The 26,254-nt window shown below is 67.3% G+C and carries 26 protein-coding genes and 1 pseudogene; 11 read left to right on the top strand and 16 right to left on the bottom strand.

The genetic code is table 11. The features are described 5' to 3' along the window. The 7 genes from NJ1_RS01495 to NJ1_RS01525 are packed head-to-tail and all read right to left on the bottom strand — an operon-like array spanning nucleotide 1 to nucleotide 7,037. Nucleotides 1-1,497, bottom strand: a complete 1,497-nt coding sequence (locus NJ1_RS01495) for a complex I subunit 4 family protein (RefSeq protein ID WP_067686859.1) — start codon at nucleotides 1,495-1,497, stop codon at nucleotides 1-3. A gap of 28 nt (nucleotides 1,498-1,525) precedes the next feature. After that, nucleotides 1,526-3,421, bottom strand: coding sequence for an NADH-quinone oxidoreductase subunit 5 family protein (locus NJ1_RS01500; protein ID WP_067686214.1), 1,896 nt, complete (start codon nucleotides 3,419-3,421; stop codon nucleotides 1,526-1,528). A gap of 4 nt (nucleotides 3,422-3,425) precedes the next feature. Further along, entirely contained in the window at nucleotides 3,426-3,728 is a 303-nt protein-coding gene (nuoK, locus tag NJ1_RS01505) for an NADH-quinone oxidoreductase subunit NuoK (protein WP_067686216.1), read from the bottom strand. Next, nucleotides 3,725-4,288, bottom strand: coding sequence for an NADH-quinone oxidoreductase subunit J (locus tag NJ1_RS01510; protein WP_067686218.1), 564 nt, complete (start codon nucleotides 4,286-4,288; stop codon nucleotides 3,725-3,727). Before NJ1_RS01510 ends, nuoK begins: the two co-directional genes overlap by 4 nt. Before the next feature lie 16 nt (nucleotides 4,289-4,304). Next, a complete protein-coding gene (locus tag NJ1_RS01515) occupies nucleotides 4,305-5,225 on the bottom strand; it encodes a complex I subunit 1 family protein (RefSeq protein WP_067686221.1) in 921 nt (306 codons plus the stop codon). Beyond that, nucleotides 5,218-6,705 (bottom strand): hypothetical protein, encoded by a 1,488-nt coding sequence (locus NJ1_RS01520; RefSeq protein ID WP_067686224.1) that lies wholly within the window; start codon nucleotides 6,703-6,705, stop codon nucleotides 5,218-5,220. Before NJ1_RS01520 ends, NJ1_RS01515 begins: the two co-directional genes overlap by 8 nt. After that, complete coding sequence (locus tag NJ1_RS01525; protein ID WP_422615726.1) at nucleotides 6,696-7,037, bottom strand: NADH-quinone oxidoreductase subunit A; 342 nt, start codon at nucleotides 7,035-7,037, stop codon at nucleotides 6,696-6,698. The genes NJ1_RS01520 and NJ1_RS01525 overlap by 10 nt, the downstream gene beginning before the upstream one ends. 220 nt (nucleotides 7,038-7,257) lie before the next feature. Here NJ1_RS01525 and NJ1_RS01530 point away from each other — a divergent pair, with 220 nt between their 5' ends. Then, nucleotides 7,258-7,740, top strand: a complete 483-nt coding sequence (locus tag NJ1_RS01530) for a cation:proton antiporter regulatory subunit (RefSeq protein ID WP_169813068.1) — start codon at nucleotides 7,258-7,260, stop codon at nucleotides 7,738-7,740. A 9-nt stretch (nucleotides 7,741-7,749) separates the two neighbouring features. Here the strand turns inward: NJ1_RS01530 and NJ1_RS01535 are convergent, their stop codons facing one another. Next, nucleotides 7,750-8,688 (bottom strand): undecaprenyl-diphosphate phosphatase, encoded by a 939-nt coding sequence (locus tag NJ1_RS01535; RefSeq protein WP_084477624.1) that lies wholly within the window; start codon nucleotides 8,686-8,688, stop codon nucleotides 7,750-7,752. Between the two features lie 335 nt (nucleotides 8,689-9,023). Here NJ1_RS01535 and NJ1_RS01540 point away from each other — a divergent pair, with 335 nt between their 5' ends. Together NJ1_RS01540 and NJ1_RS01545 are read left to right on the top strand one after the other, a co-directional pair. Next, nucleotides 9,024-10,289, top strand: coding sequence for a PucR family transcriptional regulator (locus NJ1_RS01540; RefSeq protein WP_067686233.1), 1,266 nt, complete (start codon nucleotides 9,024-9,026; stop codon nucleotides 10,287-10,289). A gap of 220 nt (nucleotides 10,290-10,509) precedes the next feature. Beyond that, the gene (locus NJ1_RS01545) at nucleotides 10,510-11,661 is read left to right on the top strand and encodes an FG-GAP repeat domain-containing protein (protein ID WP_067686236.1); all 1,152 of its coding nucleotides are present in this window, start codon (nucleotides 10,510-10,512) and stop codon (nucleotides 11,659-11,661) included. A gap of 266 nt (nucleotides 11,662-11,927) precedes the next feature. On the opposite strand, the gene NJ1_RS40795 is transcribed toward NJ1_RS01545, so the two are convergent. Next, a complete protein-coding gene (locus NJ1_RS40795; protein WP_281202080.1) occupies nucleotides 11,928-12,053 on the bottom strand; it encodes a hypothetical protein in 126 nt (41 codons plus the stop codon). Nucleotides 12,054-12,401: 348 nt separating this feature from the next. Further along, nucleotides 12,402-12,836, bottom strand: coding sequence for a hypothetical protein (locus NJ1_RS38650; RefSeq protein ID WP_157573681.1), 435 nt, complete (start codon nucleotides 12,834-12,836; stop codon nucleotides 12,402-12,404). A 242-nt stretch (nucleotides 12,837-13,078) separates the two neighbouring features. Between NJ1_RS38650 and NJ1_RS01555 the strand changes: the two genes are divergently transcribed. Further along, nucleotides 13,079-13,813, top strand: coding sequence for a lytic transglycosylase domain-containing protein (locus tag NJ1_RS01555; RefSeq protein WP_067686242.1), 735 nt, complete (start codon nucleotides 13,079-13,081; stop codon nucleotides 13,811-13,813). Between the two features lie 81 nt (nucleotides 13,814-13,894). On the opposite strand, the gene NJ1_RS40925 is transcribed toward NJ1_RS01555, so the two are convergent. Together NJ1_RS40925 and NJ1_RS01560 are read right to left on the bottom strand one after the other, a co-directional pair. Further along, the gene (locus tag NJ1_RS40925) at nucleotides 13,895-14,014 is read right to left on the bottom strand and encodes an alkyl sulfatase C-terminal domain-containing protein (RefSeq protein WP_369690852.1); all 120 of its coding nucleotides are present in this window, start codon (nucleotides 14,012-14,014) and stop codon (nucleotides 13,895-13,897) included. Nucleotides 14,015-14,023: 9 nt separating this feature from the next. Further along, nucleotides 14,024-15,931 carry an alkyl/aryl-sulfatase gene (locus NJ1_RS01560; RefSeq protein WP_169813069.1) on the bottom strand — a complete coding sequence of 636 codons (1,908 nt, stop codon included), beginning with the start codon at nucleotides 15,929-15,931 and terminating at the stop codon, nucleotides 14,024-14,026. Nucleotides 15,932-16,077: 146 nt separating this feature from the next. On the opposite strand from NJ1_RS01560, the gene NJ1_RS01565 reads away from it, so the two are divergent. Continuing rightward, nucleotides 16,078-17,901, top strand: coding sequence for a glycoside hydrolase family 15 protein (locus NJ1_RS01565; RefSeq protein ID WP_067686248.1), 1,824 nt, complete (start codon nucleotides 16,078-16,080; stop codon nucleotides 17,899-17,901). Nucleotides 17,902-17,968: 67 nt separating this feature from the next. Here NJ1_RS01565 and NJ1_RS37735 read toward each other — a convergent pair whose 3' ends face one another. The 3 genes from NJ1_RS37735 to NJ1_RS01575 form a co-directional block, all read right to left on the bottom strand. After that, on the bottom strand, nucleotides 17,969-18,742 hold the full coding sequence (locus tag NJ1_RS37735) for a hypothetical protein (RefSeq protein WP_245717168.1): 774 nt from the start codon (nucleotides 18,740-18,742) through the stop codon (nucleotides 17,969-17,971). Nucleotides 18,743-19,035: 293 nt separating this feature from the next. Beyond that, entirely contained in the window at nucleotides 19,036-19,422 is a 387-nt protein-coding gene (locus NJ1_RS37740) for a hypothetical protein (RefSeq protein WP_084477627.1), read from the bottom strand. A gap of 23 nt (nucleotides 19,423-19,445) precedes the next feature. After that, nucleotides 19,446-20,006, bottom strand: a complete 561-nt coding sequence (locus tag NJ1_RS01575; RefSeq protein WP_067686865.1) for an ArsR/SmtB family transcription factor — start codon at nucleotides 20,004-20,006, stop codon at nucleotides 19,446-19,448. Between the two features lie 370 nt (nucleotides 20,007-20,376). Here NJ1_RS01575 and NJ1_RS01580 point away from each other — a divergent pair, with 370 nt between their 5' ends. Next, the gene (locus NJ1_RS01580; protein ID WP_422615729.1) at nucleotides 20,377-20,751 is read left to right on the top strand and encodes a nitroreductase/quinone reductase family protein; all 375 of its coding nucleotides are present in this window, start codon (nucleotides 20,377-20,379) and stop codon (nucleotides 20,749-20,751) included. Between the two features lie 314 nt (nucleotides 20,752-21,065). Further along, nucleotides 21,066-22,016: an ankyrin repeat domain-containing protein gene (locus NJ1_RS01585; RefSeq protein ID WP_067686254.1), complete on the top strand. Its 951-nt coding sequence runs from the start codon at nucleotides 21,066-21,068 to the stop codon at nucleotides 22,014-22,016. Nucleotides 22,017-22,194: 178 nt separating this feature from the next. Here NJ1_RS01585 and NJ1_RS01590 read toward each other — a convergent pair whose 3' ends face one another. Beyond that, nucleotides 22,195-23,007, bottom strand: coding sequence for a hypothetical protein (locus tag NJ1_RS01590; protein ID WP_169813070.1), 813 nt, complete (start codon nucleotides 23,005-23,007; stop codon nucleotides 22,195-22,197). A gap of 394 nt (nucleotides 23,008-23,401) precedes the next feature. Between NJ1_RS01590 and NJ1_RS01595 the strand changes: the two genes are divergently transcribed. The 4 genes and pseudogenes from NJ1_RS01595 to NJ1_RS01610 all read left to right on the top strand — a co-directional run bounded on the left by NJ1_RS01595 (nucleotide 23,402) and on the right by NJ1_RS01610 (nucleotide 26,141). After that, nucleotides 23,402-24,595 carry a Cmx/CmrA family chloramphenicol efflux MFS transporter gene (locus tag NJ1_RS01595; RefSeq protein ID WP_067686260.1) on the top strand — a complete coding sequence of 398 codons (1,194 nt, stop codon included), beginning with the start codon at nucleotides 23,402-23,404 and terminating at the stop codon, nucleotides 24,593-24,595. Continuing rightward, nucleotides 24,585-24,726, top strand: a pseudogene (locus NJ1_RS38655) (helix-turn-helix domain-containing protein); the annotation flags it as partial. The gene NJ1_RS01595 and the pseudogene NJ1_RS38655, both read left to right, overlap by 11 nt. Nucleotides 24,727-24,871: 145 nt before the next feature. Next, nucleotides 24,872-25,609 carry a hypothetical protein gene (locus NJ1_RS01605; protein ID WP_157573683.1) on the top strand — a complete coding sequence of 246 codons (738 nt, stop codon included), beginning with the start codon at nucleotides 24,872-24,874 and terminating at the stop codon, nucleotides 25,607-25,609. A 121-nt stretch (nucleotides 25,610-25,730) separates the two neighbouring features. Continuing rightward, on the top strand, nucleotides 25,731-26,141 hold the full coding sequence (locus tag NJ1_RS01610) for a hypothetical protein (RefSeq protein WP_067686268.1): 411 nt from the start codon (nucleotides 25,731-25,733) through the stop codon (nucleotides 26,139-26,141). Nucleotides 26,142-26,254: the final 113 nt, after the last annotated feature.

Here is a 26,254-nt window from a genome sequence, read left to right on the forward strand (position 1 = left end):
TCAGCGCACCACCAGGTCGGCGAGCGCACGGGCGGCGGGTTCGATCACATCGAGCAGGAACCTCGGGAGGATGCCGATCGCCACCGACAGCACCATCAGCGGAATGATCGACATCGCCTCGGGCGCGGTCAGATCGGCGAAACCGGTTTCGGTGCGCGCGGTGCCGAGGAACAGGCGCTGGTAGGCGCGCAGCAGCAGAGCCGCGGTCAGCAGAATGCCGGGCAGGGCCAGCGCCGTGAATATCGGTGCGGGAGCGAAGGATCCGACGAAGATCTGGAATTCGGCGATGAAGCCGGAGAAGCCGGGGAGTCCGAGCGAGGCGAAGAACGCGGCCGCGGTGGTGGCCGCGAAAACCGGCGCCTGCCCGGCGAGTCCGCCGAAGGCGTCGAGATCGTAGGTGCGGCGGCGTTCGTAGAGGACTCCGGTGAGCAGGAACAGCGCACCGGTGATGAGCCCGTGGCTGACCATCTGGGTGACCGCACCGGTGATCGCCAGGGTGCGGGCGTGTTCGGAGTTGTCCGCGAGCAGGCCCGCCGCGCCGACCGCCAGCACGATGTAGCCCATGTGATTGACCGAGGTGTAGGCGATCATGCGTTTGAGGTCGGTCTGTGCCAGCGCCACCAGCGCCCCGTACAGCACGCTGATCACGCCGAGGATCACCAGAACCAGCGCGTACCGCCGCCAGGCCTCGGGAAGCAGCGGCATGGCGATGCGCAGGAAACCGTAGGTGCCGAGTTTGAGCAGCACGCCCGCGAGGATGGCCGATCCGGCGGCCGGGGCCTCGGTGTGCGCGGGCGGCAACCAGGTGTGGAACGGGAAGGTCGGCGTCTTGATCGCCAGCCCCACCACTATCGCGACCACCGCGATCGTGCCGCGAGCCGCATTGCCCGCCAGCGGATTCGCCGCCGTCAGTTCGACGATGTCGAAGGTGTGCGGGTCCGCCGCGAGGTAGAGCACGATGAAACCCAGCAGCAGGGCCAGCGAACCGATGAACGTGTAGAGGAAGAACTGCAGCGCCGCCTGGCGGGCTCGCGCGTGACCCCATCCGTTGATGACGAAGTACATCGCGACGATCGTCAGATCGAAGAAGACGAAGAACAGCACCAGGTCCAGGGCGACGAACACGCCCAGGCTCACCGATTCCAGGAACAGGAACAGCGCCGCGAACCAGCGCACCCGATCCTGCCGGCGCAGTGCGTAGATCGAGCAGGCCAGGAACAGAACGGTGGTGAGCGCGAGCAACGGCAGGCTGAGGCCGTCGACGCCGATGTGGTAGCCCGAGCGCAGGCTCGGAATCCAGGCGTGGTGCGCCTCGTACGCGAATTCGCCCGCGGCCGGCGGGTTCCGGGTGAATCCGATCCAGAGTGCCACGGTGAGCGCCACTTCCACGGCGCCGATCGCGACCCACGCCCACCGGATCACGCCGTCCCCGAGCTGGGGCAGGGCCAGCAGCGCCGCACCCGCTGCCAGCGGCAGGAACACCAGAACGCTGAGCACGTTCACCTCGTCTCTCGTGGGGTCGGTATCACCGCAGCGCCATCAGGACGGCAGCCAGCACCATGAGGGCCACCACGGCCTGGGCGTAGTACTGGTGCACCTGGCCGGTTTCCGGGCGGCGCGCCCAGCGGCCCAGGCCGCGCGAGGCGGTCGCGACACCGGCCACCGTGGCCTCGATCGCGCCGTCGACCCTACGGTCGGCGACACGCGCCACGGCGATGGTCGCGCGTCCCGCACCGATCGCGCCGCGGGACAGGACGCGATCGTCGAAGGCGGCCAGCAGGGTCGCGACGGTCAGCGCCGGAGCGACCACGAGCGTGCGCGCGGCCGCCTCGAGGCCCAGCCAATTCGCCGGCGGGGCGGGGGCGGGCAGATCGCCGCGCTCGCGGATCAGTGCGGCGACGATCGCCACCGTCACCACCGCGACCACGCCGGACAGTGCCGGCTCGAACCAGGTGATCGCCGCTGCCGGTCCGGCCTCCACCGTGTCGGCGAACCGGTCTCGCACCCGGGGCAGCACCGCGATACCACCCGCCACCACCGCGAGCGCCGATACGGCCAAGGGCAGCGCTGCGGCCGGACGTACCCGCCGGGTACCGAGTTGTTCTGTGTCCCAGTACTTCTCGCTCGGCGAGGGCATCCAGACGAGGGTGAGCGCCCGACCGGCGTACACGGCGCTCAGGATGGCGGCCGCGAATCCCAGCACGTACAGCGGCGTGGACGACTCTCGCGCCACCGCGAGCACCGAGTCCTTGACCGGCCACAGCGCGAACGGCGGCACACCGGCCAACCCCAGCGCGCCGACCGTGAACGTCACGCCCACCAGGGGATACGTCCGAGCCGCTCCGCGAAGTCCCTCGAAACGCTTGGTGCCCAGCGCGGTCAGCCAGGCGCCCGCGGCCAGGAACAACAGGCTCTTGACGGCCGCGTGCGCCACCAGATACCCGCTGCCCGCCGCGATCGCACCTCCGTCGCCCGACATCCCGCCCCGCTCGCGCGCGATCATCGCGCCCGCGCCCGCGGCCAGCACCATGAGACCCACCTGGGCGCAGGTGGACGCGGCGAGCAGCTGCTTGAGATCGCGCTGACACACCGCGACCGCGCCCAGTGCCACGGCCGTGAGCGCACCGGCCCACGCGGTCACCGGACCGGCCCAGCCGGTGGCCGCCAGCAGCGGCTCCGATCGCAGCAGCAGATAGGCCCCGGCCGCGACCATGGTCGCCGAATGCAGCAGTGCGGACACCGGACTCGGCCCCGCCATGGCGCGCGAGAGCCAGAAGCTGAACGGCAGCTGCGCCGACTTGCCCAGCGCCGCCAGGATGATGCCCGCGGCGGCGAGATCGCGCCGGCCCCCGGACAGGGTGGGCATGGCGTCGAGATCCAGCGCGAGGGACCCGCCCGCGATCATCGCGCCCGCGGCCAGATACAGGCCGAGGTCACCGGCGCGCGTGGTCACGAACGCGACCAGGCCCGAGGCGGCCTTGTGCTCGTCGCGCCAGTGAAATCCGATGAGCGCGTAGGAGATCGCGCCCATCACCTCCCAGCCGAGCAGGAGCGTGAGCAGGTTCTGCGCGGTTACGGTCACGAGCATGGCCGCCGCGAAGATCAGCATCAGGCCGTGGAATCGAGCGCGGGGTTCCTCCGGCTTCAGATCGCCTGTCGCGAAGAGTATTACGCAGATCAGCACCGCCGCGACGGTGACTATCAGGACCGCCGAGAGCCCGTCCACCCCGAGCCGTACCGGGGCTCCGGCCAGGAACGGGGCCGAAACCCGTGGGCGTTGAACGGCACCGGTGACCGCCGCGACCACCGTCGCGATCGCCACCGTCACGGCCGCCGCCGGTGCGGCTCGATCCGCGCGGCGGCCGCACAGCAGCAGCGCCGCGCCGCTCAGCGCCGGGACCGCGATCAGCATCCACAGCATCGGCTCAGCCCTTCAGATCCGCGGCGGAGTCGACCAGGTCGACATCGCGCGCCCGGAAGATGGCCGTGGTCACCGCGAATCCGGCGGCCATCTCCACCGCCATGGCGGTCACGGCGACCAGCACCAGTACCTGGGCGTCGGCGGACGGGCGGCAGAAGTACCAGAACGCGGCGGCGGCCACGATGACCGCGTTGATCATCAATTCCAGGCCCATCATGATCATCACGATGGACTGCTGGGACAGCACGCCGAACAATCCGACGCTGAACAGCGCGGCTGCCAGGATCAGGAATTCGGGCAGTGTCATCGGCCCACGCCTCCGTCCACCGGATCCCGGGGCACCCGCCGATCGAGCCCGTCGCCGTACCGGTCGTAGCGGCCGCGATGGGTGGCCAGCACGACCGTGGCGACGATGGTCGTGAACAGCACCAGCCCGACGATGATCATCACCAGCATCTTGGAGCCCATGACGGCCTCACCGAGCGACCTGGTGGCGTCCGCCGGATAGGGCTCGGTGCGCTCGGGCCAGTCCACCAGCAGCGCCAGACTCGTCAGCGCCACGAACACGGTCGCGGAGATGGCCAGCGCGCCGGTGCGGTTGTGCACCATGGACATCGGCATCAATCCGGCCGGGTTCATCATGTACATGATCATGAAGACCACCATGACGAGCATCTCCATGATCATCATCAGGATGATCAGCACACCCAGGTAGGTCAGGTCCACCAGCAGGACCGTGCCCGCGACGAAAATGAACGAGAGCAGCAGCGCGAAGGTCGCGCGGGCCATCGAATCGACCCGGAAGACCGCGATTCCGGAGGCGACCGCGCCCACGGCGCACACCCAGAAGATCACCTGGGACCACATGGCCGGTCCTCCTGCCTCACCGCGCCAGTACCGAAACGACAAGTGCCTGAAGCAGAATCAGTGGCAGCAGTACGATCCATCCGACCTCCATGTAGCGCGACATGCGGATCGACGGACACCGCCGACCGGCCCACACCAGGACCGCGAGCACGGCCACCGTCTTGAGCAGCGACCACAGCCAGCCCGCGAGCCACGGTCCCGCACCGCCGCCCAGGAACAGCGGCACCGCCATCGCCGCGGCGGCGACGAAAAGCGCACGGCGGGCGAAGAGTACGAGCAGACGATCCGGGCCCGAGGTCTCCGCCAGTGCGCCGCCGGCGATATCGCCGCCCAGGGCGCTCGCGAACGGAGGGCTGAACGACATGGCGGGCACCGACATCAGATAGATCAGGAAAGCCACGGGCATGGTCACCACGAACCACTGATCCTGCTGCGCGGCAACGATATCGGTCAGGCGCAGTGATCCGGCCGCGACCGCCGCGCAGACCAGTGCGAACATGTGCGGGAGCTCGTACGCCAGCCCCTGCGCCAGGAAGCGGTAGCCGCCCACGAGCGAGAACGCCGAATTCGCGCCCCATCCGGCCAGCCAGACCGCCGCCCAGGAGCCGATCTCGAGGGTGTTGAACCAGGCCAGGCTCACCGGCGAATCCAGAACCACGTGGTGACCGAGCGGAACCAGGGCGGCCGCACCGATCGCGGCGACCAGCAGCACGAATCCCGCTGCGCGACCGAGCAATACGTCCGCGCCGACGACACGCCGCCGCTGCTGCACCAGCAGCAGAGCGGCCGATCGCAGTGGTGCGAGCAGGGCCCGCGGCGCCGACGCTCCCGAGGCGCGGGCGCGGGCCAGCGCATCGGCGGTCTCCACCGCCCACACCCCGGCCAGCACCAGCACGGGCAATGCGGCCGCGAACCACCACGGCGCGAGTTCAACCATGCGCGGCCTCCGCGCCCACGGTATCGGAGGTCAGCAGGTCGACGTCGAGTCCGAGCCCGGCCACGATCAGTCGCGCTTCGGCGAGTTCCGCGCCGATCAGCAGGTGCGGGAGCGTGCGCAGGATCCACCGATTGCGGGCCCGCTCGGCATCGACGAATCCCGGTGCGGCAGAAGACGAGTCGCCGGATACCGCGGTCGGGATGCGGTCGCAGGCGCGGTCGTGTCCGGCGGCGATCGCGAGCCAGACGAGCAGTCGATCGTGGGTGTCGCCCGCCATTCCCGCCGGTGTCCCGGGGCCGTTCTCGACCCGGCCCACACCACGCAACGACCATCGCAGCGTGCGAGACCGGCCGAGTGTGCGAGCCCACCGAGCGAGCCGATCGTCGACCACCACCAGATTGCGGTCCAGCGACTCGTGCCCGCCGTGCGCCGATTCGCGTTCCCGCAGCGAGATCAACAATTCGTCCCGGAACCGGCGACCCTCCGACGCGGCGTCCTCCCACCCCGCCACCGCGAGCAGAGTCGCCGCGACGTCGAGGCCGTACGCCGCACGCCACCACCGCAATTGCCCCGTCACCGGTGGCTCGGCCACCCACGGCCGCACCCAGAACGCCGCACCGTCCCGCACCGGAGTCTGCACCGACACCGCGACCCCGGACACCACATCTCCCTGCAACCGTGCCCGCACCACCAGCCCGGCCGGCCAGTCGCCCAGCACCGGACCCAACGGCACCGTCAACACGTCCAACCGCAACCCGTCCCGATCACCCTCCCGATCCGCCATCACCAGCCCACCCGGCAACTCCATCCCCATCCCGTGCCCGCTGTGCTCACTGTGCGCACCGTGCCCGCTGTGCCCATCGTGCTCGCCGTGCCCGCTGTGCTCACTGTGCGCACCGTGCTCACCTTGCCCGCTGTGCCCATCGTGCCCGCCTTGCTCGCTGTTCTCGCTGTTCTCGCTGTGCCCGCTGTGCCCGCTGTGCCCGCTGTGCCCGCTGTGCTCGCTGTGCTCGCCGTGCTCGCTGTGTTCGTCGGGCCCACCCGGCCCGCTGTGTGCCCCATGCCCGGTCGACGGGATATGCATCGAAAGGTCGTGGTGGGAGGCGGTTTCGCCGCCGCCGCCGTGGTGGTGATCTCGTGGAGCGATCCCGGATTGCACGGTGTGCACGAGTGCGCGCGGTGATGCGAGGTCGGCGGCCGCTGCGGCGAGGTCGGTGGCGGCGCGGTCCGGATCGGTGATGTCGATGCGCAGGCGGGGGAGCGGCATGGACTCGTGGATTCGGGTGACGGCCGCGTCGAAGTCCGGGTCCGCGACGCCGGCGACTATCAGAAGGTTTGCGGCGGCGGGGCTTTCGGCCCGGCGCCACCCGTTGATCCGCAGGGTGTTCTCGACGGCGAGCCGGACCGCGGTTCCACCGGGGGCGACGGCCACCAGGGGAACGATCGCGGCCCGGCGGCGTAGCCACCCGCTCAGGTCCATCGCAGGGCTCCTTCACGCCAGGCGTACAGGACTCCGATCATGAGCACCGCCAGGAAGCCGAACATCTCCACCACCGCGGAGGTTCCGATCTCGCTCACCACCACCGACCACGGGTACATGAACGCCATCTCCATATCGAAGGCGAGGAAGATCATCGTGATCGTGTACCAGCGCACGTGGAATCGGGATACGGCGTGTTCGACCGCGGCGGCCCCGGACAGGTACGGCATGCGATCGGTGGCCTCGGGCGCGACCCGCACGGCTCGCGCGCCCGCGAACAGGACCCCGGCGGACACCGCCACGACACCGATCAGCACAGCCGAGTTCGTCACCAAAGCGACCGACCACCTTCCTGACAGTCGGGTTGGAGACTACTGGTCCGCTCCGTAGTTTCGGGGAACACGCTCCGAGGCGAGTCCCGACAGCGACCCGATCGAATCCCGGTTCGCGATCGAACGGTGGTGAATCGCCGGAACGCCCCGGATCGATCACATGTTCGCGGCAGTGTGCGGGACCGGTTTGGCGGGGGTCCGAGATGGCTACCGATCAGAGGTGAACGTTGAGGTGACATCGCTGCCCGGTATCGGCGTGCGTAAGGAATTCCCGTTGCGGCGGGTCCGCCGCCGGATCGGGGTGATCGATCACCGCGACGGCACCATCGATCTGATCGTGAGCCGGGTCGGCAATCCCGATGCGGCCGAGCAGATCCCGCTGACCGAGGCCGAAGCGGCCGCGCTGGCGAATCTGCTGGGCGCTCCGCAGCTGGTCGGGCAGCTGCGCGAGGAACACCGCGACCTCGGCGGGGTGACCACCGGCCAGCTCCTGATTCGCGACGGCACCGCCTACGACGGCCGGCAACTGGGGGACACCCGGATGCGCACGCGCACGAAGGCTTCCATCGTCGCGATCATGCGGGCCGGACAGGCCATTCCCTCGCCGGGGCCGGACTTCATCCTGATCGCCGGTGACGTCGTGGTGGTCGTCGGCACCGAGGAGGGCCTGGCCGCGGCCGCCGCGATTCTCGCCGACCGCTGATCCGAATTCTCAGCCGTGCAAGCCGAAATACAGCGCACTCCCGATTCCCGCGATCAGAGAGTAGATCGCGAACGGTGTCAGGGTTCTGGTCTCGAAGTACCGCACCAGAAACCTGATCGAGAGGTAGGCGAGCACTCCCGCGACGATCGATCCCGCTACCGCGGGGCCCAGGACGTCGTGGTTTTCCGGAGTGAAGAGCTCGGGGGTCTTCAGGACGCCGGCGGCGAGGATCACCGGTGTGGCGAGCAAGAAGGCGAAGCGCGCCGAATCCTCGTGCCCGAGGCCCTTGGCCAGTCCGGCGACGATCGTGCTGCCGGAGCGGCTGATTCCCGGAAACAGCGCCGCGATCTGGGCCGATCCGATGAGTGTCGCGTCCTTGATGCTCAGGCGCGCGAGGCGCGCATCGGGATCGGCCACCGGTAGGACGACGGTGTCCTGTGCGGACGGGTCCACGCGGTGTCCGGCCGGGGCGAACAGCGGTTCGGCGCCGGCGCGGCGATGTCGCATCAGCTCGGCCCCCGCCAGCACGAATCCGTTGACTGCCAGGAAGATCGAGGTCGGCAGCGGGGTCCCCAGATAGTTGCGAACCGCCTTCTCCAGCAGCAGCCCGGCGAGCCCGACCGGGATGGTGGCCACGACGAGCAGTACGCCCAGGCGCGCGTCCGGGGTGCGAACACCTCGGGTGCGCGCGACATCCCACAGGCCCGACAGCACCCGCACCCAGTCGTGCCGGAAGTAGACCACCAGGGCGATGGCGGTGGCCACGTGCATTGCCACCAGCAGCGCCAGATACGGCGAATTCGGTGCGGACATATCCAGATCCGTGGCCCACTGCCCGCCGATCCAGGCGGGCAGCAGGATGCTGTGACCGAGGCTCGACACCGGGAACAGTTCACTCACCCCCTGTAGCGCGCCCACGACGACGGATTCCAGATAGGTGATTGCCACAGTGCTCCCTCTCGCGTTCGTCACGACGAACCGCCCCGGGGGAGCACGTCGGCCGGAATCCGTTCGGCACGAATTCGGCCGGAACGGTACCGATCCGATCCTGTGACCGCGCTGAGAAGGTCGTGACCGCGCCACCGGTGCCGGGGGAGGGTTCGTCCAACGGTGATGGCGATCCGTACCGGGTGCAGAGTCCGGTGTGTTGTCGGCAGGCACAGGTCGCGCGGCAAGGGTTGTCCTGTTTGTACAGAAGCTCCGGAAACCGTTCTGCGCGTGACGGGTGCTGGCTACCTTGGTTCCTCCGAAAGTGCTGTGCTTTCAGCAAGAAGGAGGAGGCTATGGCCGTCGGCAAGGACGCCAGGTCCGCTCGCACCCTCTCCGGCAAGCCGATGTCGCTGCCGTTCCGCGATATTCATGAACTGTCCCGGCGGATGGTCGGGCACTTCGTGGACACCGTCGCGCCCTGCGGCGCCCTGCCCGGCGATGTCGAGTACGACGATGTCACGACCATCACCCGCACCTGCCTGGAAATCGCCGTCCGCATGCTCGACGGAGAAGACGCGCCCGCGAAAATCACGTGGCTGCAACAGGCTTCGGCGCAATGGGCGCGCGCGGGGGTGCCGATCGACACCGTCCATCGCGCCATGCACGAGGGCTTCCGGCTCGGATTCGATCTGCTGATCGACTCCGCTTCCGGGCATCACCGGCGCTCGGCCGACGGGTCGGAGTTCGCCCTCACCGCCGAGGAATGCGCCGATCTCCTCGGTGCGGCAAAAGTCGTGTTCACCATGCTCGACCGCATGACCAGCACCGTCTCGCTGGCCTACGTGCGCGAACTGCGCGGTGTGGTGCGGGAACATCACACCGCGGTGCACACGCTCACCTCGGCGCTGCTGGGTGGGCAGCCCACCTCGAGTTTGGCGCGCGGGTGCGGAATCGAGATCGCCGAGAGGTATGTCGTTCTCGCCGTGTCGATTCCGTCGACGAGCGAGGGAGCCGAACCGGCGGTCGCAGCCCCGGTGGCCGCTCGCCGCCGACTGCGCCGCCTACAGGCCGAACTCGCGCTTCGCTGCGGGGATACCGCGCTGTCGCTGCTGAGCGTGGACGGCGGCACCGTCCTGATTCCGAGCACCGCCTCCGCGAGCGGGGACCTCGCCCGGCTCGTCGCTCAACTCTCCTGTGCCACCGCGGTTCCCCTCACCGTGACGGCCGTGGTCGCGACCTCGACGGGTGTGCCCGCCGCCGCGGAGCAGGCCCATGAACTCCTGGACATGGTGGGCCGGCTCGAGTGTGCGCACGGGTTGTATCGGTTCGCCGATCTCGCGCTCGAATTCCAGCTCACCAGGCCCGGACCAGGGCGCGAATTCCTCGGCTCGCTGTTGGATCCGCTGGACGAGCACCCCGAACTGCTCTCGACGCTGGAGTCGCACATCCGCTACAACCTCAATCGTCAGCGCACCGCGCGAGGGCTGCGCGTGCACACCAATACGGTGGACTATCGGCTCAAACGCATCTGTCAGCTGACCGGCCTCGACCCGGTGCAACCGGCCGGAATGTGGTATCTGCGTTCGGCGTTGGTCGCGCGCAGCTATCGCCATTCCTGAGGTCCCGGCGGAGTCGGGAGGATTCACGAAGGATCGTCGATCCCTGTCGTGACGTTCCACAATCAGTGCCTTTCAACTCTGAGCACTGTGCACCAGGGAGCCCCGTCGGATACGCCAATACGCCGAAATGCGCTGAAGCTGAATACCGTCCGCCGCCAGGTGCCATACAGTTTTTTGTCACCACTACATGGTGGTTTGTCATCCAGATTCAGGAACGCCCATGCATAGTCGCGTTTTCGGTACCCGTTTCGCTCTTTCCGCCGCCGCCGCCGTCGTCGCGGTGGTCCTCGTCTTGCCGAGTGCGGCGGAGGCGGCCACCGCCATCAATTTCGCAGCCAAGGTCGATTCTCCCTCGGGTGGATCCTTTCCCTCGTGGGGCCCCGGTCCGTCCGCCATCGGCGTGGTGGGTGGTGATTTCAACGGGGATGGAATTGCGGACGTGGTGTCCGCCGATTTCCAGGGTGACGGTCCGATTCTCATGACCGGCAAGGGGAATGGGACGTTCAACAAAGGCACCAGGGTCGGCTCGGCCGGAATCGGCTACGGCGCGATCGGCGCGGGCGACCTCAACGGTGACGGCAAAACCGATGTCGTCGCGCAGAGTTGGCTGTCGATCGCGGTGTTCCTGAACAACGGGGACGGCACGTTCAAGCTCGGCAAGAAGTACACGACCGTGGAGGGGGCGCAGCAGGAGATCATCGTGGCCGATGCCGACGGGGACGGTAAAGCGGATCTGTTGAGCCTGGTCCCGGTCGGTGTGCAGACCTGGCTGGGCAATGGTGACGGCACTTTCAAGCAGGGCGGCGCGGCGCTCATCGCGGGTACTCCGGCGGCGTTCACGACCGGAAAGTTCAACGCGGACAACAAGCTCGATATCGCGGTGAACAACGATGTGCTCCAGCAGGTGGAGGTGTTCCTAGGAAACGGCGACGGCGGTTTCACCAGGAAGGGTTCCAGCACCAGTGGTCTCATCACCGAGGACGTGCGTGCGGGAGATTTCGACGGTGACGGCATCGACGATGTGGTGACCGCCGATTCGTTCTCCTTCAGTACGACGGTGCTGATCTCGAACGGGCAGGGCGGATTCAAGAAGACCAATCGCATAGTGTTCTCGGGCCTGGGGCCCACGAGCATCGCGGTGGCGGACTTCGATCGCGACGGAAAACTCGATGCCGCCATGTCTGCGGTCGTCAATTCGCGAATGGTGATATTCGCCGGAAATGGTGACGGAACCATTGCCAAGAGCGGCGACTTCGAGGTCACGACGCTGCCTCAGACTCCGGTGCTGCTCGATTTCGATCGGGACGGAAAGACCGATGTGGTGGTCGCGGGCAGTGCGAACGCCGTGTCGTTCCTGAAGAACCTGTCCTGATTCGAGACGGCCCCGGCGTTCGCACGGAAGTCGCGCGGATACGCGCACGAACGAATTCGCGCGAACCTCGGGGCCGTTGCCCGCACCGGATCCGACCGCAGAAAGCAGCACCTGATGCCCCCTCCAGACGATGCCACTCCGGCGGATCCCGAAGTGACCGAGAAGCTTCCGGGCACAGTGAACCGACTCGCACACGAGTCCGATTGTGAGGGAGAGGATTCCGGCGAGCGGACCAGATTCGAACATTTCCCGAGCGCCGTGGCCGCCTACCTGACCGGTGAGGACTTCCGCAGGCGCAGACCACAGATCGCCGCGATCGCCGCGCTGCTGGCCTTGGTGATCGGGGTGTGCGTCGCGGTGGAGTCCCAGGGCGACGATCGAGTGGGGGACACGGTGGCCTCCTTCTCGCAGGTCTCGGACACCGAGGGCTCGGAAAACCCGACCGCGCAACCGGATCCGGTATCCGAGGGCGATCTCGCCGGCATTCCCGGCGATGTACCCGTCCCCGGCGACCCCGGATCGACCGATCCCGCACTGGTCGACAGTGCCACGGTGATCGATGATCCCTCGGCGGTCCCGGATACGGCCGATCAGCCGGGGATCGACCTCACGACCGACCCGGCAGCGTCCGACCCGAGCACGACCGATCCGACGGTGACCGATACCACCGCGATCGACCTCACGACCGCCCCGTCGTTTCCGAACGCGGGCCAACCGAGCATCGGCGCGAGCTTCTCGGTCTACGCCAGCGCGAGCCTATCGGTGCAACCCGGTCCGGGGCCGATGACACCGGGACAGAACCAGCCGCCCGGAGTGCCACCGACCCGGAACTCGGTGATCACCACCGGTCCCGTCAGCATCATCCTCACCCCACCCGACTCACCGACAGTTCTCGCGCCCACCACCGTGGTGGCATCGAACTCGCCGTCAACATCCGTGCGGGGCACCACAACCCCTCCAGCCACCACGACGCGCCCCGCCACCACGACGCGTCCGGTCACTACATTTCGCCCGCCGACCACGACCCGGCCGCCGACCACGACCCGGCCGCCGACCACGACCCGGCCGCCGACCACCACCCGGCCGCCGACCACGACTCGCCCGGTCACCACGACCCGTGCGACAACCGCCCCCGTCACGACGACCCGATGCGACACCACCGCGATCCCGGCCACGACGAGGCCTCCCTCCGCGACGAAGCCACCGACCGTCCCGCCCACGACCGCGCCACCGCACCCCACCACCCCCGCCGAGGCCGAACCGGCGTCCCCCCTCGCACCGAAGCGACCTTGTGGATAGCGAAACGAGGCGACACGCGGTGCGTGGTGGAGCCTCGCGCACAGTCACCGCCGAATCGCGCACGAGCGGAACGCGTACTCCCGGTGCGCACGAAGGAAGCGGGCGAGGCGGCTGGGCTGTGGCTCTGCTCGCGGCCACGGCCGTCATCTCCTCGGTGACGTCGACCGCACAGCACACCGCGGACTCGGCTGCTCCCGGTTCCGGCGACCCGATCCCGTCCATTCGACTGGACTCCGTCGCGAACAGACTCGATCAACTCCGGGACTGGGCGGCCCCACGCGCCCGCGCACACCAGATCCCGGCGCGCGCCCTCATCGCCTACGGCTACGCGACCGTGGTCATGTCCAAGGCCCAGCCGCGATGCCACCTGGGCTGGACCACAGTGGCGGGAATCGCCCGTGTGGAAAGCGATCACGCCCGCTTCGGCGGTGCCCTCATCGCCGCCGACGGAACCGTGACACCGCCCATCCGAGGCGTGGCGCTCGACGGCACCGGCGGCAACGCCGTGATCATCGACGCGGTCGCCACCGCCCGCACCGGCCGAAGCGTCCACGCCCGGGCCATGGGCCCCTTCCAATTCATCCCCGACACCTGGAAACGCTGGGGCGCGCACGCCGACGCCGACTACGAATCCCTGGCCCCCGCGCTGGAATCCGCGACACCCCTCGCCGCCACGCGCTCCGGAAACCCGGACAACATCGACGACGCCGCCTTGGCCGCGGCCCGCTACCTGTGCGCCTCCGGCGGCGACCTGGCCACCTCCTCGGGCTGGCGCCGAGCCATCCTCGCGTACAACCATTCCGACGCGTACGTCACCCAAGTCCGCACTGCGGCACTGGGATACGACCGCTGACCGCGCCCGATGCCGCTACTTGGGGCCGGTGAGGGTGGCGTGGACGTCGGGGGCGTGGGCGTTGAGCGCCCCGTTGCGGATTCAGAGCGTCCATTGCTCACCGGTATCGGTGAGGGTGAAGTTCAGCCGCACATCCACATCGTCGGCCCTGTCGCCGATGACGTGCACGGCCGCGAAGCCGAGACAGTGGTCGCATGGAATCCTCCGGGACTACGCGCTCCCGTCGGCGCGCGGGGTGACCACTGCGAACCCGGGGTCGAAGTGGTCGAGGTTCCGGAGAAATTCGCGCCACGCGAGCACGTCCCCCTCGACGTGCAATGCGCCGGAGCCACACAGTGATTCGAGCAGCTCCGGATGAGCCAGGAGAGTCACCAGGGTGTGGTGCGCGAGAGTGATGACAGCGTCGGGCTCGACCGAGACGCTCGTGCGGTAGTACAGCACGCCATTGCTGACCTCGAGACCGTGAGGCCCGGGCCGATCCGTGATCCGGAGGTCGAACCGCGCGGACGCCAGTGCGGCACGGGGTCCGTTCAGCCGGATCGCCGTGTGGTCGAACAACATTCGCAGCGGCAGCTCCAGCATGGATTCGAGCGGAACCTGCTCGGACGCCGGAGCGATGACCCCCGAGCGGAGTTCCTGGGTGGCGGTGAGGAAGGCATTGCGGCGCTGGGGCTCCTCGGATTGGTATCCCAGCTGCTCGTAGGCGTCGGCCTGCAGCCTGCGGGCGGCGACGTGGGCCGGCTGATCGCTCAGTAGATGCGCGAGTAGCTCGACCGCCCAGCGATAGTCACCGCTGTCGAATGCGCTCTGCGCGAGCCGCAGCACCGCCGTCCCGCCGCCCATGGCGTGCACATAGCGGGGCGCGGTCGTCGTGGCCGGATGCTGTGCCAGGCTGGCGGGATTGCCGTCGTACCAGCCGAGTTCGTGCGCGTACACCGCGCGGGCATCGTGGGCCAGGGCCCCGTGATAGCCGCGGTTCCACCAGGATCGAGCCAGACTGTCGGGGAATCGGATGCGCGCGGCGATCTCGGCGGGCGGCAGCCCGTGATTGGCCAGGCGCAGTGTCTCGTCGCGGATGTACTTGTAGGCGTCCCGCTGCGAGGCGAGGAACTCGCGGATCTGGCGATTACCCCACACCGGCCAGGTGTGAGTGCCGAAATGCACCTCGGCCGTGCGGCCGTATCGGGCCAGCGTCTCGTCCAGCCGGTGCACCAGCAGTCCGATATCGCAGGGCTGCGGTCCGTGCTGGCGAATATCGCACAGGCTGTGATTGGCGTTCTCGGCGCAGCACAGCGTCTCGTACTCGGGAATCCAGACATGCAGTGCCCGACTCGATTCCGTGCCCGGGACCGGCATGAACTCGAACCGCACCCCACCGATCACCCGCTGTTCGCCGGTCGTGCGGATCAGATCGGTGGGCGCGAGATAGCCCCACGGCCCGGCGAACGGCGCGGTGGTGATCCCGCCGGATACGAAACCGCGTTCGTTCACCGGCAGCGCGGCCCCGCGGAAGTACCCCTCCCGCCTGCTCGCCACCGTGCTGACGGCGATATCGGTACCGAGTACGGCCTCCTGGAAACCCTGCCCCGGAGCGATGATCGAGACCCGATCGCGGGCGACGTCCCGCGGTGAGATCAAGCCGAGTACACCACCGTGATGGCAGGTGTGCGTGCCCGTATAGATTACCGCCGCAATCCTTTTCAGCGGCCGATGCTCGTGATAGAGCCGCAGCGCCGCGGCGGCGCAGTCGGCATTGCTGCCGGTGTCGATCACCACCACCGAATCGGCGGTCTCCACGAACGTGACGTTGGCCAGATCGTGGTTGCGGACCTGATAGATGCCGGGCACCACCTCGAACAGGCCGGCCACTCCCATCAGCTGCCCCTGCCGCCACAGGCTCGGATGGACCGAAGCCGGTGCGCTGGGCCACGATTGCGGGAACAGGAACCGCCGCAGGTCCCACACCGCCGCACCGCTGGCATCGCTGATCGAGCCGGGTGGCAGCGGCGCGATCCACCCGCGTCGCACGTCCGCGTAGTCGCGTCGATCCTCGAACGGCAATTGCTCGAACGCGGCCATATTGTGCTCGGCGGTTTGCGCGGTCGGTGTCTTGGTCACCAGAGACATCTCGTGATCTCCGATCGTCGGGGATTCGGTAGATCCGAGTGTGCGCACGCGCTCGCGGGCCCGCCTCACACCTTTCGGGTGAGGGCACGGGCGTCGGCCCGGTCATACGGTGGACGGCCTACCGAGAGGAGCAGCCGATGACGCAGTACCCCACCATCGCCGATCACGGCCTCATCGGTGATCTGCAGACCGCCGCACTGGTCGCCACCGACGGCACGATCGATTGGATGTGTCTGCCGCGCTTCGATTCCCCGAGCGTGTTCGCGGCGCTGCTGGATCCGGCGAAGGGCGGCCACTGCCGTGCGCGCCCGACGGGCGCGGCCTATCGCAGCACCCAGATGTATTTCCCCGACACCGCCATTCTGATCACCCGCTTCATGACCGAGGAGGGGACCGGCGAGATCGTCGATTTCATGCCGCCGGTCACCGAGAAGACGGCCACCACCACTCATCGGCTGGTGCGCATGCTGCGCTGTGTGCGCGGCCGGATCACCTTCGAGGTCGATATCGGTCCGCGCTTCGACTACGGGCGCTCGCGGCATGCCACCCGGGTCCTTGCCGACGGTGCGGTCTTCGACGACGGGCACACCGTGCTCACCGTGCACGCGGTCCGTGAACCCGACGAGCCCCGGCTAGCCCGGTTCGAGGTGGTCGCGGGCGGGAACCTGCACGGCGAACTCACCCTGCACGCCGGGCAGACCCGCGGCCTGGTGCTCGAATCCGACGCGCTGAGCCCGCCCAGAACGATCTCGCCCGCCGAGGTCGAGATCCTGTTCCGGGATACCGTGAGCTTCTGGCACCGATGGCTCGCCCGGAGCACCTACACCGGGCGATGGCGAGAAATGGTGCACCGCTCGGCGATCACACTCAAACTGATGACCTACGCGCCCACCGGCGGCATCGTCGCCGCGCCGACCGCCGGTCTGCCCGAACAGCTGGGCGGAGAACGCAATTGGGACTACCGGTACACCTGGATCAGAGACGCGTCGTTCTCGGTGAATTCGTTGCTCGCGCTCGGATTCACCGAGGAGGCAGCGGATTTCGCGGGCTGGCTGCGTGAGCGATATCGAAGCAGCGGTACCTCGCTGAAGATCATGTACCGGGTCGACGGCAGCGAAGATCTCGCCGAGCAGGAGCTGCACACCCTTGCCGGATACCGAAACTCGCTACCGATCCGGATCGGCAACGACGCCTCCGGACAACTACAGCTCGATATCTACGGCGAACTTCTCGACAGCGTGTACCAGGCCGACCGCGCGGGTCTGCGAATCGCGCACCAGGGCTGGCAGGCGCTGGTGGAACTGCTCGGCTGGCTCAGTGAGAACTGGGACACCCCGGAGGAGGGTATCTGGGAAACCCGGTGCGGGCGCGCCGATTTCACCTACGGCAGGCTGATGAGCTGGGTCGCGTTCGACCGCGCGGTGCGCCTCGCCACCGAGCGCGGGCTGCCGGGCCCGGTGCAGGACTGGCGCCGCCAGCGCGACCTGATCCACGCCCAGATATGGGAGCGGGGCTGGCATCCGGACCGCCGCGCGTTCACCCAGCACTACGACACCGACGTGCTCGACTCGTCACTGTTGCGCATGGCCCAGCTCGGATTCGTGGCTCCCCGTGACCCGCAATGGCTCGCCACGCTCGAGGCCATCGATCGCGAACTCGTCACCGACTCCCTGGTCTACCGCTACGACCCGCTCGCCTCGCCGGACGGACTGGCCGGATCCGAGGGAACCTTCTCCCTGTGCACGTTCAACCACGTCAACGCGCTGACCAGGGCCGGTCAGATCGAACGAGCGCGGCTCGCGTTCGAGAAGATGCTCACCTACGCCAACCACGTAGGCCTCTACGCGGAGGAGATCGACGTGACCGGCCGGCAGCTGGGCAATTTCCCCCAGGCATTCACCCACTTCTCGCTCATCGACGCCGCACTGGTGCTGGACCGCGCACTCGGCGTCGCACATTGAGCGCTCCTGCCGCGAGCGGATGTTCTTCGGGTCTCACACATTTACGGCTGGGGTGCGGGCGCGGCGTCTAGGCGGAGAACACACCCCACGTGGTTGCCCATGCGAGCCAGAGGCATCCGGCGAGTAGCACGCCGCCCACCGTGATCCGATTTCGGACGGCCAGGTGGGAGCGGGCTCGGACAGCGGTGGTCGCGGTGCCGGCCAGTAGCGCGACGGTGAGCAGAGCCGATATCTGCAGAATCAGCCACGCCAGTGGGCGGGATGCGACGATCGGGCCGGCGGTTCGCGCGTCAAAGGCGAGTATCGACACCACATACAGGACCGTCCCGAATATCGACAGCAAACCGCTGCAGGCCAGCAGGCGCGCGAAACGGCGGGTAGTCCTGGTGGGACGGGTGCTGGGATCGGTGAACGACTTCAGTAGACCGGCGGCGAAGGCGAGGATCAGAGCGGCTGTGGCGATCAGTTGTATCCGCGCCGACGTCCATAAACTGTGGCTGAGATCGACACTGTTCACCGTCTGCCGCGGTAGAGCATCCACGGATGAGGTCGGTAGCGTGCCGGTCGCTATCTTGTGTACCCAACTGGTGATCGCGTCGAAATAGCCGGGCGTGAAGGCTCCCCGCGGTGCGCCCGGCCCCGGTGTGGTTCCAAGCCGGTCGAATCCATCATCGGTCGAGCGGCCATTGTGCGCGGCGCCGGGGAGAATGCCGATGGTGACCGAAGGCGAGGCCCGGAGCTCCTCGGTCAGTATCGTGGCGCTCTCGGCAGGTGGTACCTGCACGTCGTACTGTCCCCATAGGGCTAGGACGGGGATATGCAAGGTGCGTAGCGCGGGCAACGGATCGAAGTCGGCCTCGGGAAACGCGCCGGTCTCACCGAGCAGGCGGGCCGCGGGACCGGCAATGACGTCGACGGGTGATCCGGTCACTCCCCGGTGGCGCAATGTCGTTGCGAGGCTCCATGTTTGCGAACGCAGTGGACTGACGCCGGACGCACCGAGCGTGACCAGGAACTCGATACTGTCGGAGCGGGACGCCGCCAACGGTGCCACCCATCCGCCCTCGCTGAATCCCCACAGCCCGACCTGATCCGTGCGTATTCCAGGTGTGCGGCGCAGGGTTTCGGCCGCACTCAGAGCGTCGTCGGCGAGTAGCGAGAAGTCGCGATGGCTGAAGGAGTAGCCGATCGTGCCTTGTCATAGACGAGCGTGGTGATTCCCGCGGCGGCGAAGGCACGGGCCTCGTACTGGTACTCCGTGCGAGGTCCCGGGCCCGAGCCGCCGACCAGGACGATGCCAGGCGTCTGGGAGGACGGACCGATCGGGCCGATCACGGTGCCGCGCAGGGTAAGCCCGCCACCGCCGGTGAAGGTTACATCGGCGCAGGTGAATCCGGTGCAGTCGAAAGGTGTTGCGGCATCGGCACGAGAGCTCGGCAGGATCGACAGAGTCAGCATGAGCAGGATGAGCAGACCTGCGGCGGCGAACCGGCGGCTGGATCGTGATCGGGCGTAGTACACGGGTCGTTCCTTCGGGGCGGAAGTCAGATTTCAGGGAAACTGAACATGCGGAGCAACACGGCTTTTCGGTCGTCGCCGGCGTCTTCGTCGGTCGCGCCGTAACGCTGGACAAGCTGGATGTACTCCTCGAAGAACTCCCGCAGTAGTGACAGATCGACGCGAATCGTGGCGCGGGAGAACAGGAATGCGTCGGCCCACGGGCCGATGTCTGCGGCCCCCTGTTCGAAACTCTCGTACAGTTCGATCAGCTCGGCGAGGTTGTGTCGGGCAATTTCCGCTGTAGCCGCACGCATTTCGTCGGATTGCTCGGTATAGGTCGGGTAGCGGAGGTCGCCGGGGACGGCACGCCACCATCGTTCCTTGCCGTTGGCCATTTCTGGAATCTCTTCGATGAGGCCGTACTTGGCCAACTGTCGCAGGTGGTAGCTGGTGAGCCCGGTGCTCTCGCCCAAGACCTGGGCCAGCGAGGTCGCGTTCACGGGTCCGGTGCGCAACTGTTGCTCGATCCGGCGGCGCAGAGGATGCGCAAGCAGACGCAGTACCGCGACGTCGGTGATCGTCCGAGGGGGAGTCTGACCTGCCATGTCAAAACCGTAGTGCATAACAAACCTCTTTGCAAAGAGTATTTGCACGCACGTCGACAGAACTTGTTCGTTCTTGCGGCATGAGTGTGCACAGCCCCGAGCATCGAATAAGTCACCCGCACCAGGACTTTCGCATCTGCGGCTGGAGGCGCCTGTGGCAACGTCGAAGCCGTGCTCTGGGTGTCGACCACCATCTGCTCCAGCGCCTCGAGCCCGCGGTCACCTGACTAGGAGCGCGTAGCAGCTCGTTGCCCATTGTGTCGGCCGGCATCGATCGGTAGGTTTCCCCGTTGCGTACCGGGCGATGCGCCGTTGGCCGACAACCGAACTGACGCCTCTGTAAATTGAGATCGTGACCAAACTGCGAGACCTGCAACATCGAGTGGTAACGACAGGACAACGCTACATCGGTAACCCGATCCTGGGACGGCTGCCGGTGCAGACCTTGCTCGAGACGACAGGGCGTACGAGCGGTCAGCCGCGGATCACGCCGATCGGCGGACGCCGGAGCGGCAACTCCTTCTGGCTCGTATCCGAGTTCGGCGAGAAATCCCAGTACATCCGAAACATCAAGGCGGACAACCGTGTCCGGCTGCGCATTCGCGGCCGGTGGCACTCCGGCACCGCGCACCTGGTGCCCGGCGACGACGCACGTGCTCGACTGCGCGAGCTGCCGTGGGCCAACAGCGCGGTGGTACGAGCGGTCGGAACCGATCTGCTGACCGTTCGCATCGACTTGGACTGATCCGTCGAGCTGGTTCATCCGGTCGGACGATTGAGGACCTCGGTGAACGGCGCGGATGGGCCGGCTCCGGGTTCTGCGCACGGTGTGGCCGAACACCTTTGGCGCTTACAGGGCTGTTCGGCCGGGGAGGCTGCGGCCGACCGAACCGGAGAAGCTGATATCGAGACCGAGTGCCCGATGTGATCCGGCGAACGTGGGATGGTTCCCATGCATGCGATCGTCCCGGAGGCAAAGTGCGGATCTCGGAGGGTTCGGTACGGCTGTGACCGGCACGACATTTGTCGAACGCGTGTTCGAGAATGCACACTGTTGTCATGAATGGTGAGCAGGGTGGCTGGGCTGGTGTCGGCTGGGCGGCATGGACCGATCCGGGGCAGATACGCGCACGCCTGGACGCGGGTGCCGACCCCGAGGTTCTACCGCGTGGCCGGCAGAGACCGTTGGACATGGCCGCCACGCACGGGTCCGCTGAGGTGGTGGCGGAGGTGGCGTCGCGGGTGCGCGACGTCGACGCGATGGAGTGGGGCCGTACCGCGTTGTGGCGTGCGGTGTTTGCCAACCGTCCCGACAACGCACGCGCATTGCTGGCCGCGGGCGCTGATCCGGAGCGGCCGATGATGGCGGGCTGGTCCCCGGCAAGGCTGAGTCTGGCTGGGCAGCATCCGCTGGTCACCGGCGAGTTGTCGGGCTCCGAACAAGCCGTAGTCGAGGAAAGTCGCCGGCTGACCACGGCACTGGGCAAACCATGGGTCGAGGGGGTCAGCCTGGTCTGTGTCGCGGGCATCGATGCGGCCGAGGCTGTCCGCCGACTGGACGCCGAGGTCGTCCCGGCGGATTCGGTGACTCCGGACGACATGGCGGGCTGGCCGCCGTCCGCTGACACCGAGCTGACGATGTGGGCGACCGACGTGCCCGGCGGCTGCGCGATCGTCCAGCCTTGGTCCTACATCGCCTCGATGCCCGGCATCTCCACCCGTCTGTCACCCGGCACGAAATGCTTTGGGATGTACTTCAATCCGAAGGGCGGCTGCCAGGGCAGCACCAGTCTCGACGGCGTGCTCACCGGCTCGGATATCAGTCCCGCCCTCGACCCGTCCGATGATGATTCCGCCGAGGACATCCTCACCGCGTATCTGTATCAGAACGACGTTCTCGCCTACTGCTGCGCGTGGGCCGGGTTGCACCCGCGCGACGCGCGCGCCTTCGCCGGACCGCCGGACATGTGGCTACGTGTGCCCGACGGCGACTATCGGTACCGCCCCTGACCGAACCGATGGCCGCGGGGTGCGGCAGATCACCGGACTTGCCGCCACTGCCGAACATCCTTGCGCGCGGCGAGCAGGCCTTCGGAATCGAGTGCCCCCGAACGACATTCGAGGCTGGAAGGGGCTTCCATCTCGGCTGGCGCCGTCGGCCGCAGGTTCGTATTCGAGGGTGGAACCTTCAGCGACCATAGGGCTTACCCTCGAACCCGTGTGTGCGCATATCCTGCGCGTCGCGCAGATACGGATTGGTCGCCGGGTCGAGTCCGGCCAAGAAGGTATCCACGAGCTCCTGCGCCGCGTCCTGCGTCGTCCAGGTGAAATCCGGCCAGAAGCTTTCCGGCGGCACGGGCTTCCAAATCAGCTGAGAGTCTTCGTCATCCGGGTCGTCGTCCGCGAGGGCATAGTGGGCCTCGGCCTTTTCGATCGCCTGGCTCAGCCAGGTCGAGAACCCCGTGTGCGACCCCATCACCTGGCGGGCCAGCAGCATCAGCGACATGCATTCGCCCTGTAAATCCTCGCCGAGGACGGCCGCACCGTAAATCCAGAAGAGCAAAGTCCGGCAGACCCACAGCGGCTCCTCCGCCTTCGGCGGCGCCTGCCCGCCGAACTCCGGCGGATCGGTGAGGCGTGCGTAGTGCAAGTCCGCGCACAATGCCCACACGGCGTCGATGCGCTGCCTGGCGTCCCGCACATCCGCCGCCGGCGCCACGCCATCCACGCGTGCCACCACCCACTGTGCCGCGGCTACCGCGATGCCGAAAATTGCCTCATCCCGCAGCATTCCGAGCCGCTCGGCCAACCCCACATCGCGGTCGTCATCGTCGTCCAGCAGCGTATTCCGAATCGGCTCGTCCCATTCGAAATCGAACGGCAGACTCGACAGCGGTATCTCCTCCGAACAACCCTCGGCTGCTCGATTCACGACAACCCCGAACGGACCATGGACGGCCGTCCGGCCAGGTGGTGGAACGAAAGACGGGTACTCGAGCATCAATGGTTCCCTGTCGCTTACGTTCCGGCGGAGAGGCAGTCGCCGAGCGCGCACAATCCACGATGAGCTCAGCGAGCCTACATGCTCGCCGACTCGTCCAAGTGTTGCGGGTCATGACGTTGCAGTCGTCGCTTCGGTGTGAGGTGGGTGGGTTGTTAGGGTGTCGGGGTGAGTTCTCCGGAGGCGTCCAGACGGTAGCCGCTCGGCCTGTGGGCTGGGCGGCGTTGTGAGCGTGGTTCCCACCGGTCGCTGAGCGACTGGTGGGGTGTGGGTATCTCGCAGCGCCGGATGATGTCGTTTCTTGCTGCCGGGTGGACGGTTCGCCCGATTCTGCAGCCCATCTCGGGTGCCGTGGATATGACTGCGGCGCCCTGTATCCGGGGAGCTCTCTCTTATGCCCATTGTGGTTTTTGTGCTGGCTGTTGCGGTTTTCGCGCAGGGCACGTCTGAGTTCATGGTGTCGGGACTACTGGAGCAGATCGCGGCAGATGTCGGGGTGTCGCTCGGTGTCGCTGGTTTGCTGACCTCGCTGTTCGCGGCTGGCATGGTGTTGGGGGCGCCGGTGATGGCGATGGTCGCGGGCCGGTTACCCGTCAGGTATTCGGTCACAGCGTTTTTGGCGCTGTTCTGCCTCGCGCATGTCGTCGGTGCCGCGGCGACCGGGTTTGCGGTGCTGTTGGTGACTCGCGTCGTCGCGGCGGTCGCCAATGCCGGGTTCTTGGCGATCGTGCTGGCCGCGTTGCCGAGGTTGGTGGGCCCGGCGGCGCTCGGCCGCGCGACCTCGGTGGTGGTGTCCGGTGTGACGGTGGCCTGCATCGCCGGTGTTCCCGCGGGCACCTTGCTGGGGCAGGTATGGGGGTGGCGTTCGGCGTTCTGGGCCGTTGCTGTCATCAGCGCGGCAGCGCTGGTGCCGGTGTGGATTATTCTCAATGGTGAAGTGCGCGAGGGCGATACGTCGGACGGGCAGGCACGGCCGATGCGGCGCGAATGGCTGGTGCTGCGGCGGCGGTCGGTTCTGATCGCCGTCGTGGCCGGGATCCTGGTCAACGCGGCGACTTTCGCCGGTTTCACCTATCTCGGTGCCATCACGACCGGCATCGCTGGTGGTGATCGGTGGGTTCCGGTGGTGCTGGCCTTGTTCGGTGTCGGGTCGTTTCTCGGAGTGATGGTCACCGGTCGTTACAGCGACCGTCATCAGCGGCGGATCATCGTCGCCGGAACGGTTTTACTCGTCGGGGTCTGGCTGCTGGCCGCGGTGACCGCGCAGGCGTTGATCGGGGTGTTGGTCATGTCGGTGGTGGCGGGTGCGGTCGCGTTCGGTGTGGGTTCGACGCTGATCGCGTCGATCGTGCAGACCACCACACCGGTTGCTCCGCGGATCGCCGGCGCGTTGGCGACCACCGCCTTGAACATCGGTGCCGTTCTCGGCCCTGTCACCGCCGGTACGCTGATCGACCGCACCGATCACCCGACTACGGCGTTGTGGTGCAGCGCCGCCTTCACCACCGCGGCGGTGGGTGTCGTGGTGCTGGGTCGGCGTCGGCGCGTCATGAGCCCGATCGAGCAGGTGCGCGCCAATGCACGCTGACGCTCCGTTGTCGGTGGAAGGTCGGCGACGATTGGTCCAGCGGTGCCAGGGCCGCCCGATGGCTCACGTCGCCGTCGAGATGGGGATCTCCGCGCCAGTGTGCAAGCAAGTGGGTCAACCGATTTCGCCGATGCTGTGGTGGGTTTTCGTCGGCATCAGTGTCGTATTCCGAGCGCGAGCGTTGTTCGCCGCCCACGGCATCGACCGAATCGAACGGATCGTCACGGACAACGGGTCTTGTTACCGGGCATCTCAGCGCCACTAGGGTTGGCGGCCGTGGGTAACCATTTCAGCGCGGACGCGATCGGTCTGGACGTTTATATGAACAATGGCAGCACCGATGTGTTCTGCGATGTTCTGGCACTGGCGGGTTCTTCGGTGGCCCGGACGGTATGGCAGCAGAACCTGGTGCTGCATTTCTGCGACCTGGTGCGATATGCCATTGGAATGGGCGGGTTCGACCTGGCCGAACTTCCGTGGACACGGGACCACCAAGCCGAGCAAGACTTCTTCGTCGTCTTGCTCGACCGCGCGATCCACCGGACCGGTTGGGAGAAACTGCATTACACCCCGTCGGCTGACTACAATCTCGGCGCTTTCATGCGGATGCTCACCACGTTTCGCGCCAGTCCGACGATCGACTCTCCCATGGGTGACTGGACCGTTGTGCCGAAACCGTATCTCGTCGAAATGTGCTTCCGGCACATGGTCTTTCAGGGTGAGGCGGGATGCCGTCTGTGCGACCCGTCGATTCAACCCACCGACGCCCCATTCGTCTGGGATATGACCAGTACCTACACCGCGGATGGAACGATCAATGGCGAGACCGTCGACCGTCGGATATGGGAGATCCCTGACGAACTGATCCCCCGAATCCTCGCAGTCGCAGGCAATCCGGAGCCGCGTGCGGTGGGGATACGGATAGAGCAACCACACCTCGACCCGGTCTCCACGATCATCGGCAAGCCGCTCGAGCCCCACGCCCGCCATTGGCTGGGCAAGGCTGTCACCTGAGCACCGGACCCACACGATTTCTCCACACTCGGTGACCGAATCGGACACAACCGGTCGATACAGTGACCGCGTGTTCGCTGGTGAAACATCGCGGAATCGGTTGAACCGTCTCGCGTACATAATGCAAGTCGTCGCCGTCGTCGCGCTGGCAGTGGCGTGGATGGCGATCGGGCGCGGACTGTTCTCGGAATCGGGAGTAGATCCACGGTTCGAGCTCGAAGCGGGTGGCCGCGTCGAGGCCAACTTCGAGGTCTACTGGCCGTTCCTGCTCGTGATCAGCCCGCTGCTGCTCATCACTGGCATTTTCGGGTTGCTGCCATACCGGTTCGCGCCCGGCGGCACGATCGTGGGTGCGGTAATCGCCAGTTTGTTCGCTCAGCGGGTGGGGACCAAGCTGTACCTGTCCGAGTACAGGCCGGCGTTGGCCGGACGCCTCGACACCAGCCTCGGCGCGGCGTGCGTCGCACTTGCCGCCGCGTTCACGGCAGTCCTGTTGCACCTGTACGGCAATCGAGCCAACGCACTGTCATGACGCATCGCGCGCTGCGCGATTCGGGGAGCGCCGCACGGCGAAAGGGCAACCGGCCGTTCGGTTCTGAGCACATACGCAGCCACCCGGTCGGTCGGGCGACGTGTTGCGCCGAG

Origin of the sequence: Nocardia jejuensis NBRC 103114, from assembly GCF_001613145.1 — a bacterium.
Taxonomy (GTDB): domain Bacteria; phylum Actinomycetota; class Actinomycetes; order Mycobacteriales; family Mycobacteriaceae; genus Nocardia; species Nocardia jejuensis.